Genomic DNA, 17,655 nt, shown 5'->3' with positions numbered 1-17,655 from the left:
GCGACGACACTTAATCAACAACGAAATGTTGTTGTAGTACTAGGACCTGCCTGCCAGCCGAACCCCACCAAGGTCGGATCGTTGCCCACCCAGGCCAGAAACACCCCCCCGAACGGCGCAAACCCCAGTTCAGGCGCGTCAGAACGACCATCCGCACCACACCGGCTCCACCAGGACCGCCAACGCGACCATTCGTTCCGATGCGATGCCGGCATATCCGCCGTCCAGGTCCGCCGCGGCACGTCGCGATCCAGAGATCCGCGCCAGTCCCCGGTTCGTCAGTCCCCGGTTCGTTCCGAACGCGGGCGGAGGCCGTCCAGCAGGACGGTGAGATAGGCGTCGGCGAGGTCCTGGGAGGGGGGCCGGGTGCGAGCGACCGCCAGGGCTGTCTGGCCGATCAGAGTCGTGGTGACGACAGGGTCGATGTCGGTGCGAACCGTACCCTCACGGCGTGCCCCGTCGATCATTTCCTCGACGGCCCGGACGAGGTCGGCGCGCAGTGCCGTGGTGGCGGGCAACTCCAGGCCGCCCAACTGGTCGTTGACGGCGTGATGCGCCGCCTGGAAGGCGATCAGTTCACGCAGGAAGACCCGCAGGGCCCGCGTGGGCGTGGTCTCGGCGAGCAGGTCACGGGCGCGTCGCACCACCGGTTCGAGCAGGCGTGACACGGCGGCGTCCAGCAACGCGTCCTTGCCACCGAAGGCGCGCACCACGGTCGCCGCCCCCAGGTCCGCCTTCTTGGCGATGGCCTCGACGGTGAGGGACGCGCCGGGTTCGGCCATCAGGGCGGTGGCGGCGTCCAGGGCGAGCTGACGGTTGCGGACGGCGTCGGCTCGGCGTCGGGATCCAGCGGGCGTTGACAAATGGAATGCCCCTTCCACATAATAAATGGAACATGCATTTCATTTATTCTAGCGCGGAGGAGTCCTGTGAACGAACGCATCCTGATCTCCGGTGCGAGCATCGCCGGCCTGACCCTGGCCCACTGGCTGGCCCGGTACGGCTTCAGACCCACCGTGGTCGAGCGCGCCCCGGCACCGCGCTCCGGCGGCAACGGGGTCGACGTGCGCGGCAACGCCACCGAGGTGGCCGAGCGGATGGGCATCCTGTCGCGGATCCACGAGTTCGCCACCGACGTCCACGGCATGAAGTTCGTCGACGCCGCCGATCGGGCCGTCGCCCGGATCGACACCAGGGACCCGGCCTCCATCGAGATCATGCGCGGTGACCTGGTGGCCCTGCTGCACGAGGTGACCGATGTGGAGATCCTGTTCGGTGACTCCATCCTCGGCCTGGAACAGGACGACGACGGCGTGTCGGTCACCTTCGAGCACGCCCCCGCCCGTCGCTTCGACCTCGTCGTCGGCGCCGACGGAATGCACTCCAACGTCCGCAGGCTCGTCTTCGGGCCCGAAGAGCGGTTCGTCCAGTTCAAGCACCACTACTTCGCCTTCGCCGACACCGACGCCTCACTTGGGGAGAACCGCTGGGTGACGATGTTCAACACGCCGGGCAGGATGACCGGGATCTACCGATCCGGCAACCACCCCCAGGCCAAGGCGTACTTCATGTTCCGCTCCGCGCCGCTACGGTACGACCACCGGGACGTCGCCGAACACAAGCGTCTGATCAGCGAGGCGTTCGGGCGAGAGTCGTCCTGGCGGACCAGGGAACTGCTCGACGCGGCCCTCGCCGACCCCGACTTCTACTTCGACGCCCTGGGCCAGGTGCGGATGAACTCCTGGTCCGACGGCCGTGTCGCCCTCGTCGGCGACGCCGCCTGGTGTGCCTCTCCCGTCTCGGGCGCGGGTGCGGAACTCGCCCTGGTCGGGGCCCATCTCCTCGCCGGGGAACTCGCCGCGTCGGGCGGCGACCACCGTGTCGCCTTCGCCCGCTACGACACGGCCCACCGCCCACTGGTCAACGCGAAGCAGCGGATCGGCCCCAACGTCCGCCTCATGGTGCCCAGGACCGAAGGCGGCCGGTGCGTCCGCGACGTCGTCGCCCGCCTGCCGCTGATGAAGGTCATCGGCGCCGTTGAGCGCCGGGCACAGGCCAGGAACGCCCGCCCCCTGCCGGAATACGCCCTTGGGCGACGCGGGAACGGCGCCTGAACCGTCCTCACCAGGTGACGGGCAGGTCGCGGACTCCGTAGAAGACCGCGTCGGGTTTGAAAGTCAGCTCCTGTGGCGGTACGGCCAGCGCCAGCGTGGGAACACGCCGGAACAGGGTGCCGAAGACGACCTGGAGCTCCACACGGGCCAGCGACTGGCCCAGGCACTGGTGGGCGCCGTAGCCGAAGGCGACGTGATGGCGGGCGTCGCGGTGGACGTCGAGCACGTCGGGATCGGCGAAGACGGCGGGGTCGCGGTTGGCGGTGCTCTTCACCGCGATGACGCCCTCGCCCCGGCGAATCAGCCGCCCGCCGATCACAAGGTCCTCGCGGGCGACACGACGGGCCTCGGTGTGGGTGATGGACAGATAACGCAGGAGTTCCTCGACGACGCCCGCCACCTGGGCGTGGTCGGCGCCGTCGCGGACCGCGCTCAGCTGCTCCGGATGTGTCAGCAGCGCCGCCGTACCCAGCGCGATCATGTTCGCGGTGGTGTCGTGCCCGGCCACCAGCAGGAGCTGCCCCAGTGTGGCGATCTCCTGCCGGGTCATGGCGCCGGTACGGTACTGCTCGACGGCAAGCCCGCTGAGCATGTCGTCGCCCGGCTCCGCGTTCTTCTCCTCCAGCAGCCTTTCGAGGTAGGCGTTCAGTTCCTCACTGGCGGCCAGGGCGTGGGCCGGGTCGCCCTCGTCCATGACGAGCTCACCGGCCACCCGCTGGAAGAAGCCACGGTCGGCGTAGGGCACGCCCAGCAGCTCGCAGATCACCAGCGAGGGAACCGGAAGGGCGAACGCCTCCACCAGGTCGGCCGGGTTCGGCCCGGCGAGCAGGTCATCGACGAGACCGTCGACGATCCGCTGAATCGTGGGACGCAGCGCCTCCATCTTCCTGACCGTGAAGTCCGCGGTCAGCCGACGCCGGTGAACGATGTGCTCCGGCGCGTCCATCTGCATCAGCGTCTTCATCCGCGCGTCGCGTGCCTTGCTCACCGCGTTGGTGTGCGGAAAGCCGGGCTCGGCGACGTCGACGCTGACCCGCGGATCGGCGAGCAGCGCGCGTACGTCGGCGTGGCGGGTGACCATCCACGCGCCGCTGCCGTCCCAGAGCCGCACGCGTGAAACCGGACTCAGCTCACCCCGGCGGCTCAGCTCCGGAGGCGGATCAAAAGGGCAGCCCATCGCACGGGCCATCGGGAACATCGGCGTCTCGGACAGATCGTCGGGCATGGCGTCTCCATCGGGTCGTACACGGACATGGTCGAGCCGCGGTTCAGCTCGCATCGGTGGGCGGGACGGGTCGCGGAGCGGGCCGATCGGCCGGTGCCGAACGGCTGAGGCGAGCCGCCGTATGGGCGGTGACGGCGCCGACCGCGCAGACGGCCGCGCACCCGAACAACACGTAGCGGGCCGAGTCGAGCACCGAGGCGCCGCCCAGGTTGACCAGGACTCCGGCGATCGCCGTACCGAACGCGATCGACAGGCTCGTCACCGTGGCGATCGCGGCCGCCGCCCGGCCGCCTTCCTCCGGATCCCGGGTGCTGGACATCACCGCCACCGACAGATGCGGATAGGCCAGCCCGATGCCGGCACCGGCGACGAACAACACCGGCACCCACACGAGGACCAGCCAGACCGGCGAGTCCTGCCGCTGTAGCAGCCCCTGGACGAGGAGACCGGACGCCAGCAACAGCGGGCCCGCGACACGCGACCGGAGAACCGTGCGGTCCTTGACCGCCGAGGAGCTGACGATCTGGGCCGCCGACCAGCCCAGCGAGATGGCCGCGCCGAAGAACCCGGCCGCGGCCGGGGCCAGCCCGCCCAGCCGCTGGCCGAACAGCGGCAGGAACGACTCGACCGCGACGCCGAAGGCCAGCAGCGCCAGGGTCAGATACAGCCACTTCAGCGGCGAACCCGGCCGGTAGGTGGTACGCGGGAAGACTCGTGGCCCACCGCGCCGCTCATGAGCGAAGAACGCGACCACCAGCAGCAACGCGACCGCGACACCGACCGCCATGGCCAGGGGGCCGGACAACACCCCCGCCACGCTGACCGCGGCGGTGGCAGCCGTGACCAGTAGCAACGACACGACCGGGACCGGCGCCCCGGCTCCACCCCGCTCACCGGCAGGCAGCACCCGGCGCACGAACGAGGCGCACACCGCCGCGATCGCCGCCATCGTCACGAATGCCAGCCGCCACCCGCCGAACTGGGCGAACAGCCCGCCAAGCGCAGGGCCGACGAAGTTGCCCACGCCGTACATCGCCGACATCAGCGCGTTGCCGCGCGTCCACAACCGCCTCGGCAGAGCGGACCGGACAACGGCGAAACCCAGCCCGGACAGCAGCCCCGCCCCCAGTCCCTGAACACCGCGACCGGCCAGCAACACCGGCATCGCCGGGCTCACCGCGCAGGCCAGCGAACCCACCAGGAACACGGTGAAGCCGAGCAGGTAGGCACCGACGTTGCCCCAGCGGGTCAGGAGGCGGCTGACCGGCATCGTCGCGACCACCATCGCGACGAGGTAGATCGTCATGTTCCACGCGTAGAAGCCGGCGCCGCCGATCTCGGCCACCGCGGTCGGCAGCAAGCTTGAGGCCAGGTAGATGTTGACCGCGCCGACGAGCACCCCCGCGGCCGGCACGATCGCGGCACCGGCGTGCTCCGGGCCCAGCAGTTCCCGCCACGAGGGCGGCACGCTCGTCACGCCGTCACCCTCGTTCCACCGGGTACGGCACGCCCTACGGGGCCGTGACCACCCAGGTCCTTGACGAGGGTTCGTTCTCTGTCGCAAACACTCATGACATCAAGGCTGTCGTTGAACGAATCCCGGAGACTTCCGTCCCCTGCCACCCGTTCCGGCCAGCGGACGACCCGCGGGAACCCTCAAACCAAGGGAGAGCCCGCACGCCGACGTGTCATCCGGTGATTTCCGAGCAGCCGATGGTCATCATCGGGCGGTGGTACCCGGAGCCCGGGTGAGGATCGCCCGGATGCGGTGTGGCCGCAGCCGGGCCAGGGCCCTGTCGCCGAACACCTCCAGCAGCTCTCCGCCGTGGCGGCGCGTCCCGGCGTACCGCTCAGTGACGTACCCCCCCTTGGGGGAGCGGCTCAGCAGCGGTTCGGGCACCCACCACCGGCACCGGCTCCGGGCGCCGCCGTCATCGCCGCGAGGACTCCGGCTTCCCGCGTGGCCGTACGGCCCGGCGGGCTCAGCCGCCGCCGAAGAGGCAGGCCACCGGGTGCCCGGCGCCGCGTTCGGTGAGTTCGGGGAAACGCTCGGCGCAGGCGTCCACCGCGTGCGGGCAGCGGGAGCGGAACGCGCAACCGCTCGGCGGGTTCATCGGGCTCGGCGGGTCACCGCGCAGGATGATCCTCTCTCCCCGGTGGTGGGGGTCAGGCACCGGGGCCGCCGACAGCAGGGCGCGCGTGTAGGGGTGCGCGGGCCGTTCGAAGATCTCGGAAGCCGTGCCGGTCTCCACGATCCTCCCCAGATACATGACCGCGACGCGGTGCGAGATGTGCCGCACCACGGCCAGGTCGTGCGCGATGAAGACGTAGGCCAGTCCGAAGTCACGTTGCAGCTGCCTCAGCAGATTGATGACCTGGGCCTGGATCGACACGTCCAGTGCGGAGACCGGTTCGTCGCACACCAGGACGTCGGGACGGAGCGCGAGCGCGCGGGCGATGCCGATGCGCTGACGCTGCCCGCCGGAGAACTGGTGCGGGTAGCGGTCGATGTGCTCGGGGTTGAGACCGACCGTCCGCAGCAGTTCCCGCACCCGGCCGCGCCGGTCGTCGGGCGCCGCGTCACGGTGCACCGCGAACGGCTCCGCGATGATCTGGCCTACCGTCATCCGGGGGTCCAGTGACGAGTACGGATCCTGGAAGACGATCTGCACCTTGCGGCGCAGGTCGCGTAGCCCGCGTCCGCCCAGCGTCGCGATGTCGGCGCCCCGGTACCGGATGTGCCCGCCGGTCGGTTGCTCCAGCCGGATGAGCAGCTTCGCGAGCGTCGACTTGCCGCACCCGGACTCTCCGACGACTCCCAGCGTCTCCCCGGCCCGAAGCTCGAAGGACACGCCGTCGACGGCCTTGACCACCCCGGCCCGCCGTCTGACGACGTGCCCCCGCCGTACCGGGTAGTGCTTGGTCAGGTCCTCGACCGTCAGCAGTTCCTCACCGGTCATGACACGCTCCGGCGGAAGCCGTACGGGTGGGAGGTCATCGGCGTGGTGTCCTTTCGGCGGTCAGGTGCAGGCAGGCGGCGAGGTGCCCGGCGGACACCGGGCGCAGGCCGGGCTCGCTCTCGGCGCACTCGGCGGTACGGCTCGCGCAGCGGGGCGCGAACGCGCATCCGGACGGCAGCGCGGTCATCGTCGGCGGAGAGCCGGGGATGGCCCATAGCTCCTCCTCGGCGGGCCGGTCCAGGCGGGGGACCGACTCCAGCAGGCCGCGGGTGTACGGCATGGCGGGACGGTCGAAGACGTCCGCGGCGGTGCCGGTCTCCACCAGGCGGCCCGCGTACATCACCGCGATCCGGTCCGCCACCTCGGCCACGACGCCCAGGTCGTGGGTGATCAGCAGGATCGCCGCCCCGGTACGTTCCCGTACGGCCCGCAGCGCCGCGAGCACCTGCGCCTGCACGGTCACGTCCAGCGCGGTGGTCGGCTCGTCGGCGATGATGAGGTCCGGGTCGTTGGCGATGGCCATGGCGATCACCACCCGCTGACGCATCCCGCCGGAGAACTGGTGCGGGTAGTCGCGCAGCCGGTTGCGGGCGTCGGGCACGCCGACGATGTCCAGGAGTTCGGCGGCCCGGTCGCGGGCGGCGGCCCAGGAACCCCCCTGGTGCACCCGCACGGCCTCCGCCACCTGGTCGCCGATCGTGTGCACCGGGCTGAGAGAGGACATCGGGTCCTGGAAAACCATCGCGACGCGCCGCCCGCGCAGCCGCCGGTACCGGGACTCGGCCAGCCCGACGAGCTCCTGACCGGCCAGGCGGATGGAGCCGCTGACGGTCGCGGCCGGCGGCAGCAGCCCCATGATCGCGGCGGCACTGACCGACTTGCCGGAACCGGACTCCCCGACCAGGCCGACCACCTCGCCCCGGCGCAGGTCCAGGTCGAGGTGGCGGACCGCGGGCACGTCGTCCCCGGGGGCGGCGAAGACCACTCTCAGGTCCCGGACGGACAGCAGCACGTCGTCGGGGATCACGTCGGTGCGCTCGACCGGCCGGGCCAGGTACCGGCGCCTGCGTGGCCCCCGGGTCTGCGCCGGGTCCAGCGCGTCGCGCAGCCCGTCCCCGATGAAGTTGATCGACAGGGCGATCAGCAGGATGACCACGCCGGGGGAGTAGAACAGCCAGGGCCGGGTGCCCACCGCGGACTGGGCGTTGGCGACCAGAAGACCGAGCGAGGTGTCCGGCGGCTGGACACCGAAGCCGATGAACGACAGCGCGGTCTCGGCGAGGATCGCGCCGGCGACCAGGACCGTCACCGAAACGATGATCGGTCCTGCGATGTTGGGCAGGATGTGCGAGACCATGATCCGGGTGTTGGAGGCGCCGAGCGCGCGGGCGGCGGCGACGAACTCGCGTTCCCGCAGGCCCAGCACGACCCCCCGGACGACCCGGGCGACCGTGGTCCACATCAGGGCGGCGAGCACCGCGGCGATGAGGAACCAGCCGCTCTCCCCGGCGAAGTTGTGCCCGAGCACGGCGGCGACCGCGATCGTCGGGACGGTGAGGAACAGGTCGACGACCCGCATCAGCAGCGCGTCGGCACGGCCCCGGTGGAACCCGGCGACGACGCCGACCAGGGTGCCGATCAGCGCCGCGCCCAGGGCCACGCTCAGCGCGATGAGCAGCGACTGCTGGGTGCCGCGCATCACCTGGGCCAGCAGGTCGTGGCCGAGCGAGTCGGTGCCCAGCGGGTGGGCGGCCGACGGCGGCCGGGAGTTGTCCGGGGTGATCTGGTCGTACCCGTAGTGCCACAGCGACGGCCCGACGAAGGCGAACAACGCCACGAGCGTGAGTACGGCGAGCGCCGCGACGGCCGGCCGGTGCCGCAGGAAACGGGCGGCGACGGTGCGCCACCGGCCGGGTTCGGTGCCGGTCACAGGTGCCGGTGAGGAGTCAGCGGACATGACGGATCCTCGGGTCGAGGGCGGCGTACAGGATGTCGGCCACCAGGTTGAACACCATCACCGCCAGAGCCGCCACGAGCAGCCAGGCCATGACGGCGTTGACGTCCCGTGCGTTGATGGACGACAGCAGGTAGTCGCCCATGCCCCGCCACTGGAAGACCGTCTCGGTGATCACCGCGCCGGCGAAGACCGCGGTGAAGTCCAGTGCGATGACCGTGATCAGCGGGGTGAGCGCGGTGCGCAGCGCGTACTTGCGCAGCACCGTGCGCCGGGGCAGCCCCTTGGCGGTGGCCAGCCTGACGTAGTCGCTGTTGAGGACTTCGAGCATGGACGAGCGCTGGAAGCGGCTCCACGCCGCGAAGTGGATCAGCACCAGGGTGACGGTCGGCAGGATCATGTGCCCGGCGATGTCGGCCAGCTGCGCCAGAAGGGTTGGCGGCGGCGGCACCGACCTGTCACCGATCATGTAGAAGGTGTCCGTACCGGTCGCCCGGTTGAACTGGATGCCTCCCTGTTTGAGGAGGATCGCCAGCCAGAACGACGGCATCGCGAGAAACAGGAACCCGGCCGAGGTGAACAGGTGGTCCAGCCAGGAGTACTGGCGGACCGCGCTGACGACCCCGACCAGGATCGCCAGCACGGCCGCCACCAGCATCGCGACGAGCACGAAGCGCATGGTCACGCCGAGACGTGTGCCGATCTCCACGGCGATGGAGGCGTTGCGGTTGACCGACGGCCCGAAGTCGCCTCGCACGACCCCGGTCAGCCAGTGCCAGTACCGCTCCAGCACGGGGTGGTTCAGCTCGAGCCGTACCTCCTCGGCGGCGATCGTCTCCGGAGGGACCGGCGGTTGACGCTCCCGCAGCTCGGTCAGCGGGTCACCCGACCCGGCGACCGTGAGGAAGATGAGGAACGTCGACACGAGCAGCACCGGGACGGCGACCAGCAGCCGCCTCAGGGCGAAGCCCAGGATCTCCATGAGAGTCTCCGTGCCCGTCGTCCGTCAGTCCTCGCCGCCGGCGATCCTGCGGATGCGGCCCCAGTGCCAGAACGGGACCCGGAAGTCGATCTGGTCGGCCCATCCGAAGAACGCGTCGCTGCGCAGCAGGTAGATGCAGTACCAGAAGAGCGGGACCACGCTGACGTCGCGGGCCCACACCTCCTGCAGCCGCCGGTAGTGCGCGACCCGTTCCCGCCGGTCGACGGTCGCCCTGGCCGCGGCGTAACAGGCGTCGGCCTCCGGGTTCGACAGTTTCAGGTGGTTGCGCTGCCCGCCGGTGGACAGCCTGCTGGCGGTGATGTCCGGATCGGGCATCATGTTGCCGCCGCTGATCGTCAGGTCGAAGTCTCCCTCTCCGGAGATCTGGCGGCTCCACGTCTCGGAGTCGAGGCCGCCGTGCTCGACGCGGATGCCGACCGCGGCGAGGTCCTCGGCGACGCTGGCCGCCAGGCCGCCGTGCCCGTCGAAGGTGGCCATGTAGTACAGCCGCAGCGACATCCGCCAGCCGTCCGCGTCACGCGGGTAACCGGCCTCGTCGAGCAGTTTCTCGGCCTGGGCGGCGTCGTGCCCGACCGCGGTCACGTCCTCGGCCACGGCGAAGCTGCTGCCGGGGAGGAAGTTCGCCCACGGCTCCGACCAGCCGGGTTCGGCGAAGCGGCGCAGCCGTTCACGGTCGACCGCGTGGGCGAGCGCCAGCCGCAGCCTGCGGTCCGACCAGCGTTCCTGGCGGTAGTTGAAGCCGAGCAGCGCGATGCCGGGGCCGCGCTCGCGGTACACCTCGGCGTGTTCCGCGCCCTCGGCCAGCGGCAGCCGCTTCATCGTCAGCACGTCCTGCGGCGCGTAGTGCGCCCGGCCGTCCGCGATCATCCGGACGCACTCGTCGAGATCGGATTCGATGAGCAGGGTGACCCGGTCGACACCGGCGGGCGGCCCCCAGTAGCCGTCCCACCGTTCGAGGACGATCCGCTCCCCGGGGACGTGTTCGGCGAACCGGAACGGTCCGGAGCCGACCGGGTGCTGGTTGTGCGGGTTGTCGGCCCAGTCGGTGCCCTCGTACAGGTGCCTGGGCAGCACATGGGTGGCGGCGAAGTTGCCGAGCTGGGTGAGGAACGCGGCGTTGGGCTCGTGCAGGACGTACTCGACCAGGTGGTCGCCGAGCACCGTGATGTCCGCGATGCCGTGCAGGAACGAGGCGGCGTGGTAGCCGTTGGCCAGCGCGGTGAGGTGGGTGTAGGCGACGTCGTGCGCGGTGACCGGACGGCCGTCGTGCCAGCGGGCGTGCCGGTTGAGCGTGAACCGCCAGCGCCGCCCGCTGTCCAGGCACTCCCAGTGCTCGGCCAGGTCCGGGTAGGACGCCGCGCCGCCGACCTCGGTGACGACCAGGCGGCTGTAGACGTTGTTGGCGACGAAGTAGCCCGCGCCTCCGACGACGTTGCGGTACGACTCGTTGATCTCGGTCGCGTCCACGGGTACGACGACGATGTACTCGTCCAAGTCCCTTTTCCTCTCCTTCGTGAAATGCCTGGATCTCAGGCGGGAAACGGTTGGTCAGGGGGTGGCGGGGCGGATGCGGCCCCAGTGCCAGAACGGGACCCGGAAGCCGATCTGGTCGGGCCAGCCGAAGAAGTCGTCGCTGCGCAGGTAGTAGGCGGCGTACCAGAACAGCGGAACCCAGTCCACGTTGCGCGCCCAGACCCGCTGCAGCTCCCGGTAGTGCTCGCCGCGCCGTACCCGGTCGACGCTCGCGCGGGCGGCGGCGTAGCAGGCGTCGGCCTCGGGGTCGGACAACCGGGTGTGGTTGCGTCCGCCGCCGGTCTCGAACCGGCTGGAGGTGATCTCCGGGTCCGGGATCATGTTGCCGCCGCTGATCGACAGGTCGAAGTCCGCCTCCCCGGCCACCTCACGCGACCAGGCCGGTGAGTCGAGCCCGGCGACCTCGACGTCCACGCCGGCCGCGCGCAGGTTCTCGGCCACCACGGCGGCGATGCCCGCGTGCCCGGTGAAGGTCTTCATGTACACCAGCCGCAGCGGCGCCGTACCGGTGACGCCGCACTCGCCGAGCAGGCGACCGGCCAGCTCCGGGTCGAAGGCGGGCGCGGTCGCGTCGTCGGCGTAGGCCCACTCGACGCTGCGCGGCAGGTAGTGCGCGTACGGCTCCGACCAGCCGGGGTCGGCCAGCGGTTCGAGGTCGCGCCGGTCGACGGCGTGCGCCACCCCGGCCCGTGCCCGGCGGTCGCGCCAGCGTTCCCGGGTGTGGTTGAAGCCGAGTACCGCGACGCCGGGGCCCCGTTTGCGCCACAGCGAGGCGGTCGTGCTGTGCTCGGCCAGGTGCAGCCTGGGGAAGGTCAGCACGTCCTGGACCATGTAGTGCGCCCGGCCGTCGGCGACCTTGCGGACCGCCTCGTCGAGGTCGGTTTCGATGTCCAGCACCACCCGGTCGACGCCGGCGGGCGGCCCCCAGTAGTCCTTCCAGGCTTCGAGGACGATCCGTTCCCCGGGGACGTGCTCGGCGAATCGGAACGGTCCAGAGCCGACCGGGTGCTGGTTGTGCGGGTTGTCGGCCCAGTCGGTGCCCTCGTACAGGTGCCTGGGCAGCACATGGGCGAACACCAGGTTTCCGAGCTGGGCGAGGAACCCGGCGTTGGGCCTGCGCAGCGCGTACCGCAGCGTGTGGTCGTCGATCACCTCGATGTCCTGCACGTCCTGCAGGAAGGAGGCCGCGTGGTAGCCGTTGGCCAGCGCGGTGAGGTGGGTGTGGGCGACATCGTGCGCGGTCACCGGGTGCCCGTCGTGCCAGCGGGCGTTCCGGTTGAGCTGGAAGCGCAGGGTCCGGGCGTCCTGCGCCATCTCCCAGTGCTCGGCCAGGTCGGGAAAGGCGGCCGGTGAACCGGTGTCGTAGACCACCAGGCGGCTGTAGACGTTGTTGGCGACGAAGTATCCGGCGGAGCCCACGAAGTTGCGGTAGACCTCGTTGAACTCGACGGCCGGGGCCGGGACCTCGACGACGAAGTCCAGGCTTGGCCGACGGTCAGCCGCCATTCTTGACACCCCATTCCTGGACGTTGTAGCCGGTGCCGAAGCGGGTGGGGTTGACCCGGATGTTGCCCAGGTCACCGCGGTAGGCCAGCAGGGTCGGCGTCTGGTACAGCGGCAGCGTCACGGCCTGGTCGCTGATCCGTTCGTCCACCTTGTTCAGCAGGTCGACGACCTGCTTGGGGTCGAGTGTCTGGGCCGCGTCGGAGAGCCAGCCGTCGACCTCGGAGTCCTTGTATCCGGTGTGGGTGCCCTTGGAGCCGAACACCGACTGCGCCGTCGCGGTGGGGATGACGTCGAGGTTGGTGCCGAAGACGATCAGGTCGAAGTCACCGGTGTTCACCGTGGTGCCGAGGCTGTCGGTCTCCTGGAGCTGAAGCGTGATGCCCAGCTGCTTGAGCTGGTTCTGCACGAGCACCGAGGTGTCCAGCCGCATCTGGTTGCCCTTGCTGTAGCGCATCCGCAGCGTGGGAACCGGCTTGCCCTTGGGGTCGGTGAGCCCGGCGTCGCCGATCGTGTATCCGGCGTCGGTGAGGATCTTCTTGGCGGCGTCGATCTGGCCACCACCCAGGCCCTTGCCGGTCACGTTGTCCTTGTAGGCGTCGGTGCCCTCCAGTTTCTGACCCGGCATGAAGTTGCGGTTGCCCAGCGGTTCGGTGTTCGGGGAGAACTGCCCGATGGTCTTGTCGACGATCGCCTTCCGGTCGATCGCGGTGAAGACGGCGCGGCGCAGCGCCTGGTCGGACAGGGCCGGGTGCGCGGTGTTGATGTCCAGGTGCTCGTAGAGCAGGCCGGAGGCCATCATCGTGGTGACGCCGCCGATGCCCTTGAGCTGCTCGACGAGGTCGAGGGTCGGGCGCGGCGCCACGACCTGGATCTCGTTGTTGGCCATGGCCGTCACGGCCTGCCGCTCGTCGGTGAGGATCCGGAAGATGAGCTGGTCGAGCCGCGGGCCGTCGCCGTACCACTTGGGGTTCTTCCTCATGGTGACCGACTGGTTCGGCACGTGCTGCTCGATGAGGTACGGCCCGCCGGACCAGGTCGGCACGGTGGTGGCGAAGAAGTCGTTGAAGGAGGCCGCCAGGTCTCCGTGCTGGGCGGCGATGTGGGCCGGGAGCAGGTACGGGAACATCAGCCGCCACGGCTGGTAGGTCTTCTCGAAGGTGACGGTGACGGTCTTGCCTTCGCCACCGGTGACCGAGGCCACCTGGTCGTATCCGGCGGTGGTGGCGGGCTGGCAGGTCGAGCACTGCCCGGGGTCCTGGACCTGCCAGGTGTACTTGAAGTCCTCGGCGGTGATCGGTGTGCCGTCCGACCAGGCGGCCTCCGGCCTGATCGTGTACTCGACGGTCTGCGGCGACTCCTTCACGACCTTGGCGTCGAGCAGCAGCGCGTCGTTCTTCGCCATCGTGAAGTCCGGCATGGAGATCATCGCGTGTGGCAGGACGGGGTTGAGGATCTGCCGGTAGCCGAAGACGTCGCCGGTGGCGTGCAGGATGTTCCAGTTCTTGACGTCGACCTCTATGGAGTAGGTGACCGCGCCGCCGTCCCGCACCTCGGCCTGGTTGGCGTCGAGCTGACCGGCCTGCATGCCGGTCGCCACGGTCTGGCCGCCCTCGGTTCCGTCTGTGGTGCCGCACCCGGCGAGCACGGCGACCGCGGCCAGCGCCGCGCCGTATCTGATCCGTGCACCTTTGATCCGCGTCATCGTGCTCTCCCTCGTGCGCCTCGCCGGCGACAGGTCGTCGGCCTGGGCCGGGCATCGGCCACCGTGGGGGGTGGGGCCGACCCGGAGTAAGCTCGGACCGTACGGAACGTACACACAGCACGTCAATGCACTTATGTACACGTACATATACGCGACAGCCCGATCCGGAACGGGGGGAGCGTGGAGCCCGACGAGCTTCGCAGGCTCATCGCGACCCGGACGCCGCTGCACAACGCGAGCGTGCTGGCGCGTACCGTGCTCGAACTGATCGCCTCCGGTGAGATCCCGCCGGGGACGCGGCTGCCCACGATCCGCGCGCTGGCCCACGAGCTGAGGATGAGTCCGTCGGCCGTCGCGCAGGCCTGGCGCGTCCTCGCCGACCGCCGTGTCGTCGAGACACGCCGCAGGGGCGGGACGATCGTCACCGGGCCGCCGTCCGTCCCCCGTGCCTCACGGCTTGAGCGCATGTTGCGGGCCGGCGCCGGGATGCCCGTCGACCTGGGGAACCTCAACTACGACCCGGAGCTGCTGCCGGACTCGCGGGCGGCGCTGCTCGCGGCGGCGGGGACGCCCAAGCTGCACCTGCTCGAACCCGAGCTGATCACCCCTGAGCTCCGCGACGCGGTCGAGCCGATCTGGCCGTTCCCCGCGGAGGATTTCCTGGTCGTGCACGGCGGAATGGACGGTGTGGACCTCGCGCTCGGCACATCGGTCAAGGCAGGTGACCGTGTGATGGTCGAGGAGCCGTCGTTTCCCCGCATTTTCGACATCGTCGAATCCGTCGGGGCGGCTCCCGTCTCCATTCCCTATGGCGATGGAGGGCCGGATCTCGACATTCTCGAAAAGGCACTGGCCGACAAACCGAGTGCCTTTATCTATCAGCCGTTCGGCCACGTCCCGCTGGGGCGTTCGGTCACTCCGGCCTGGCTGGAGAGGGCGGCCTCGTTGCTCGCGGAATCGTCCGTCACCGTCATCGAGGTCGTCATCATCCCCTTTCTCGCCGAGAACGGCGTGCCGTCGCTCGGGCCGTATCTGGGCAGGCAGATCGTCCAGGTCCAGAACTTCATCTTCTCCCACGGTTCCGACTCCCGCGTGGCGGTCGTCGGTGGAACGCACCACCACGTCGAGCGGATGTGGTTTAAGATCACCTATTCGAGCAGGTGGGTGAGCCGGATTCTGCAGAACGCCCTCGCGTTCCATCTCACCGACGCCGGTTCCGTCGCGGCCGTCGCCTCCTCGGCCGCCACCTACCGGCGAAGGCACGCCGATTTCGTCGAGGCGTTGAGGGAACGCGGATTCGGCATCGGAAGCGACTCGGGAATAAGCGTCTGGGTGCCGGTTCCCGATGAGCACTCGGTTTCGACGCGGCTGGCCAGGAAAGGCGTCTCCATATTGCCGGGGTTCCTGTTCAGGAAACAGCCCGCCGCCCCGGACCACATTCATGTGAACGGCGGTACGGCCGCCCAGGCGACCGAGTACTTCGCGGACGCGATCGCCGACGCCGCCGACTTCGCCCTGGGGTCCGGCCCTCGATCCCGCCGGAGGCGGTGACCCTGCCCTTCCCGGTCGTATGCGACCGCGTACGGCCATGGCGTCGAGGCGCGGTTGCCTCGTTCCACGGCGGAGTCAGGTCGCTCGCGGGAGGTGGCTCGCGCTTGATGACAGAGCGGGCGCAGGGGGGCTGCCTGCCGCACGATCGGCGCCTCTTCGAGAACTTCCCTCATGTGTCAACCCGGGTTGACACATGGGTGGCTGTCAACCCAAACTGACAAACACTCGGAGGCGACGCGTCCCGCTTCTTCGCCGCCGGGTGCACGAAGCCGCATCGTCACCCATTCCCAGAGGGGCAGTGCCATCCATGTCAGCGCGAACACGTTCCCGATTGGCCGAGGCGGCACGGACCGCCCCTCTCCTCGCCTGCGGGGTGATCGCAGGCCCGCTGTTCGTCCTCACCTTCCTCGTCGCGGGCGCCGCCCGAGCCGGCTACGACCTGTTGCGCCATCCGGTCAGTTCACTCGCCCTGGGTGATCTCGGGTGGGTACAGGTGGCCAACTTCCTCGTCGCGGGCCTGCTCACCCTGGCCTTCGCCGTCGGGTTAAGGCGCGCGCTCCAGCCACTCGGGGGCTCGACCTGGGGGCCGCTACTGGTGGCGGTCTGGGCGTTGGGACTGCTCGGCGCCGGGATCTTCGTCACCGACCCGATCAACGGTTATCCGCCGGGCACCCCGGCCAGGCTCACGCACTACGGCAGTACGCACGCCGCCCTGCACGACGGCATCTCGTTCGCCACCTTCGTGGCCCTGGTGGCGGCCTGCTTCGTCTTCACCCGGCGCTTCGCCGGCTGGGGAGAACGCGGATGGGCGGCCTATTCCGCGTTCACCGGGATCGCCTTCACGGTGGCGATGACCCTCTCCAGCCTGGGTTTCGAGCAGGCCGAAGGACTGGCCGGTCTCAGCGGGCTGTTCCAGCGTGTGGCGATCATCATCGGGTGGTGCTGGCTGAGCCTGCTGGCCCTTCACCTGCTGCTCCGGAGCGGGGCCTTTCGCCCGCTCTCCGAAAAGGCGTAGCGGCCTCGTTGCGGAGATCTAGAAGTAGGTACTAATCTCCATTCTCACTATGAATGACGTACACAACTACGGGCACGACGAGGACGGGACCCTCTACGACCCCCGCGTCAGAGAGGCGATGGCGCGGTTCGCCGAAGACGGCGACCAACTGCTCGCCTTCGAGGCGGGCGCCGCCGTCCGCACCGCCTACCACTCCGTGGAACGCGTGCGCGCCCAGGGCTCCGAGGGCAGGGGGGTCAGCGCGGGCGCCCTCGACCTGCTGATCCGGCTCGGCGCGGCCGGCCAGGGCATCAGCATCGGTGACCTCGCCCGCGCCGCCGGGGTCAGCTCCCGCAACGTCACCGGCCTGGTGGACACCCTGGAACGCGACGGGCTTGTCCGCCGCGTCCCCGACCCAGAGGACAGGCGCTCGGTCCTGGCCGAGATCACCGCCGAGGGACAGGCGTGGATCGAGGCGTTCCGCCAGCCCGCGCGGATGGCGATGCGGGCCATGTTCCAGGGGTTCACCCCCGATGACCTCGTCACCTTCCGCGACCTGTGCCTGCGGCTCGCCGCCAACCAGCACCGCCTCACCGGCCACCTCCGCCAGACGGGACCCCGCTCATGACCACCTCCTCTCCGGAACGAACCCGCCACGCCGTACGCGGCTACCACGACGCGCGCTTCCGCGGCGACGTGACCTCCGCCGCCGAGCATCTGGGGGAGCCGTTCCACTTCCAGAGCCCGTTCATCAGCTCCGACGACCGGACGGGCCACCTGGCCACACTGCCGGGTTTCGTGTCGATCGTGACCGGTGTGGAACTGATCAGCGAGCTGTACGGCGAGGCGGAGGCGACCCTCGTCTACGACGTGCACACCGCCACACCGGTGGGCACGCAGCGCACCGCCGAGCACTTCCGCCTGGAGGACGGCAGGATCGTCTCGATCATGCTGCTGTTCGACGCCTCCCCCTGGCAGTCGATGAAGGCCCACATCGAACCGTGACAGATCGGCGGCCACGGGCAAGGGCATGCCGACCAAGTCCGGCCGCCGGGCAGAGCCGGGCAAAGCCTGTTCACACACCATCGGCCGGCGGCTTCGCCACGATGGCCG

At 69.9% G+C, this 17,655-nt stretch carries 15 protein-coding genes; 5 read left to right on the top strand and 10 right to left on the bottom strand.

The annotated features are described in order from the left end of the window. Positions 1–278 precede the first annotated feature (278 nt). On the bottom strand, positions 279–863 hold the full coding sequence (locus ACFOYY_RS25550; RefSeq protein WP_352012329.1) for a TetR/AcrR family transcriptional regulator: 585 nt from the start codon (positions 861–863) through the stop codon (positions 279–281). A gap of 66 nt (positions 864–929) precedes the next feature. Here ACFOYY_RS25550 and ACFOYY_RS25545 point away from each other — a divergent pair, with 66 nt between their 5' ends. Further along, on the top strand, positions 930–2,114 hold the full coding sequence (locus ACFOYY_RS25545) for an FAD-dependent monooxygenase (protein WP_386192783.1): 1,185 nt from the start codon (positions 930–932) through the stop codon (positions 2,112–2,114). 7 nt (positions 2,115–2,121) lie between these two features. Here ACFOYY_RS25545 and ACFOYY_RS25540 read toward each other — a convergent pair whose 3' ends face one another. The 9 genes from ACFOYY_RS25540 to ACFOYY_RS25500 form a co-directional block, all read right to left on the bottom strand. Then, positions 2,122–3,339: a cytochrome P450 gene (locus ACFOYY_RS25540; protein WP_386192780.1), complete on the bottom strand. Its 1,218-nt coding sequence runs from the start codon at positions 3,337–3,339 to the stop codon at positions 2,122–2,124. A 43-nt stretch (positions 3,340–3,382) separates the two neighbouring features. Next, a complete protein-coding gene (locus ACFOYY_RS25535; RefSeq protein WP_386192777.1) occupies positions 3,383–4,816 on the bottom strand; it encodes an MFS transporter in 1,434 nt (477 codons plus the stop codon). 243 nt (positions 4,817–5,059) lie between these two features. Next, on the bottom strand, positions 5,060–5,239 hold the full coding sequence (locus ACFOYY_RS25530; protein ID WP_386192774.1) for a hypothetical protein: 180 nt from the start codon (positions 5,237–5,239) through the stop codon (positions 5,060–5,062). A gap of 82 nt (positions 5,240–5,321) precedes the next feature. Further along, entirely contained in the window at positions 5,322–6,299 is a 978-nt protein-coding gene (locus ACFOYY_RS25525) for an ABC transporter ATP-binding protein (protein ID WP_352012334.1), read from the bottom strand. Between the two features lie 34 nt (positions 6,300–6,333). Then, positions 6,334–8,256, bottom strand: a complete 1,923-nt coding sequence (locus ACFOYY_RS25520) for a dipeptide/oligopeptide/nickel ABC transporter permease/ATP-binding protein (protein WP_386192770.1) — start codon at positions 8,254–8,256, stop codon at positions 6,334–6,336. After that, positions 8,246–9,235, bottom strand: coding sequence for an ABC transporter permease (locus ACFOYY_RS25515; RefSeq protein ID WP_386192767.1), 990 nt, complete (start codon positions 9,233–9,235; stop codon positions 8,246–8,248). Before ACFOYY_RS25515 ends, ACFOYY_RS25520 begins: the two co-directional genes overlap by 11 nt. A gap of 24 nt (positions 9,236–9,259) precedes the next feature. Further along, on the bottom strand, positions 9,260–10,750 hold the full coding sequence (locus ACFOYY_RS25510; RefSeq protein WP_386192764.1) for an ABC transporter substrate-binding protein: 1,491 nt from the start codon (positions 10,748–10,750) through the stop codon (positions 9,260–9,262). Positions 10,751–10,804: 54 nt separating this feature from the next. Continuing rightward, on the bottom strand, positions 10,805–12,295 hold the full coding sequence (locus ACFOYY_RS25505; RefSeq protein WP_386192761.1) for an ABC transporter substrate-binding protein: 1,491 nt from the start codon (positions 12,293–12,295) through the stop codon (positions 10,805–10,807). After that, on the bottom strand, positions 12,285–13,997 hold the full coding sequence (locus ACFOYY_RS25500; RefSeq protein ID WP_362782639.1) for an ABC transporter family substrate-binding protein: 1,713 nt from the start codon (positions 13,995–13,997) through the stop codon (positions 12,285–12,287). Before ACFOYY_RS25500 ends, ACFOYY_RS25505 begins: the two co-directional genes overlap by 11 nt. A gap of 180 nt (positions 13,998–14,177) precedes the next feature. On the opposite strand from ACFOYY_RS25500, the gene ACFOYY_RS25495 reads away from it, so the two are divergent. From ACFOYY_RS25495 to ACFOYY_RS25480, 4 genes are all read left to right on the top strand, one after another. Further along, positions 14,178–15,548 (top strand): aminotransferase class I/II-fold pyridoxal phosphate-dependent enzyme, encoded by a 1,371-nt coding sequence (locus ACFOYY_RS25495; RefSeq protein WP_386192757.1) that lies wholly within the window; start codon positions 14,178–14,180, stop codon positions 15,546–15,548. A gap of 307 nt (positions 15,549–15,855) precedes the next feature. Next, on the top strand, positions 15,856–16,563 hold the full coding sequence (locus ACFOYY_RS25490) for a DUF998 domain-containing protein (RefSeq protein ID WP_362782632.1): 708 nt from the start codon (positions 15,856–15,858) through the stop codon (positions 16,561–16,563). 49 nt (positions 16,564–16,612) lie between these two features. Then, a complete protein-coding gene (locus tag ACFOYY_RS25485) occupies positions 16,613–17,170 on the top strand; it encodes a MarR family winged helix-turn-helix transcriptional regulator (protein ID WP_362782629.1) in 558 nt (185 codons plus the stop codon). Further along, on the top strand, positions 17,167–17,547 hold the full coding sequence (locus ACFOYY_RS25480; RefSeq protein WP_386192752.1) for a hypothetical protein: 381 nt from the start codon (positions 17,167–17,169) through the stop codon (positions 17,545–17,547). The genes ACFOYY_RS25485 and ACFOYY_RS25480 overlap by 4 nt, the downstream gene beginning before the upstream one ends. Positions 17,548–17,655 lie beyond the last annotated feature (108 nt).

The sequence above is a fragment of the Streptosporangium jomthongense genome (assembly GCF_042650425.1).
Taxonomy (GTDB): domain Bacteria; phylum Actinomycetota; class Actinomycetes; order Streptosporangiales; family Streptosporangiaceae; genus Streptosporangium.
This window is presented reverse-complemented; position numbering and strand designations above follow the sequence as displayed.

Coding starts and splice junctions, on each gene's coding strand:
- ACFOYY_RS25540 (WP_386192780.1), bottom strand. CDS start 3,339: ATGCCCGACGATCTGTCCGAGACGCCGATGTTCCCGATGGCCCGTGCG.
- ACFOYY_RS25525 (WP_352012334.1), bottom strand. CDS start 6,299: ATGACCGGTGAGGAACTGCTGACGGTCGAGGACCTGACCAAGCACTAC.
- ACFOYY_RS25520 (WP_386192770.1), bottom strand. CDS start 8,256: ATGTCCGCTGACTCCTCACCGGCACCTGTGACCGGCACCGAACCCGGC.
- ACFOYY_RS25515 (WP_386192767.1), bottom strand. CDS start 9,235: ATGGAGATCCTGGGCTTCGCCCTGAGGCGGCTGCTGGTCGCCGTCCCG.
- ACFOYY_RS25505 (WP_386192761.1), bottom strand. CDS start 12,295: ATGGCGGCTGACCGTCGGCCAAGCCTGGACTTCGTCGTCGAGGTCCCG.
- ACFOYY_RS25500 (WP_362782639.1), bottom strand. CDS start 13,997: ATGACGCGGATCAAAGGTGCACGGATCAGATACGGCGCGGCGCTGGCC.
- ACFOYY_RS25490 (WP_362782632.1), top strand. CDS start 15,856: ATGTCAGCGCGAACACGTTCCCGATTGGCCGAGGCGGCACGGACCGCC.
- ACFOYY_RS25485 (WP_362782629.1), top strand. CDS start 16,613: ATGAATGACGTACACAACTACGGGCACGACGAGGACGGGACCCTCTAC.
- ACFOYY_RS25480 (WP_386192752.1), top strand. CDS start 17,167: ATGACCACCTCCTCTCCGGAACGAACCCGCCACGCCGTACGCGGCTAC.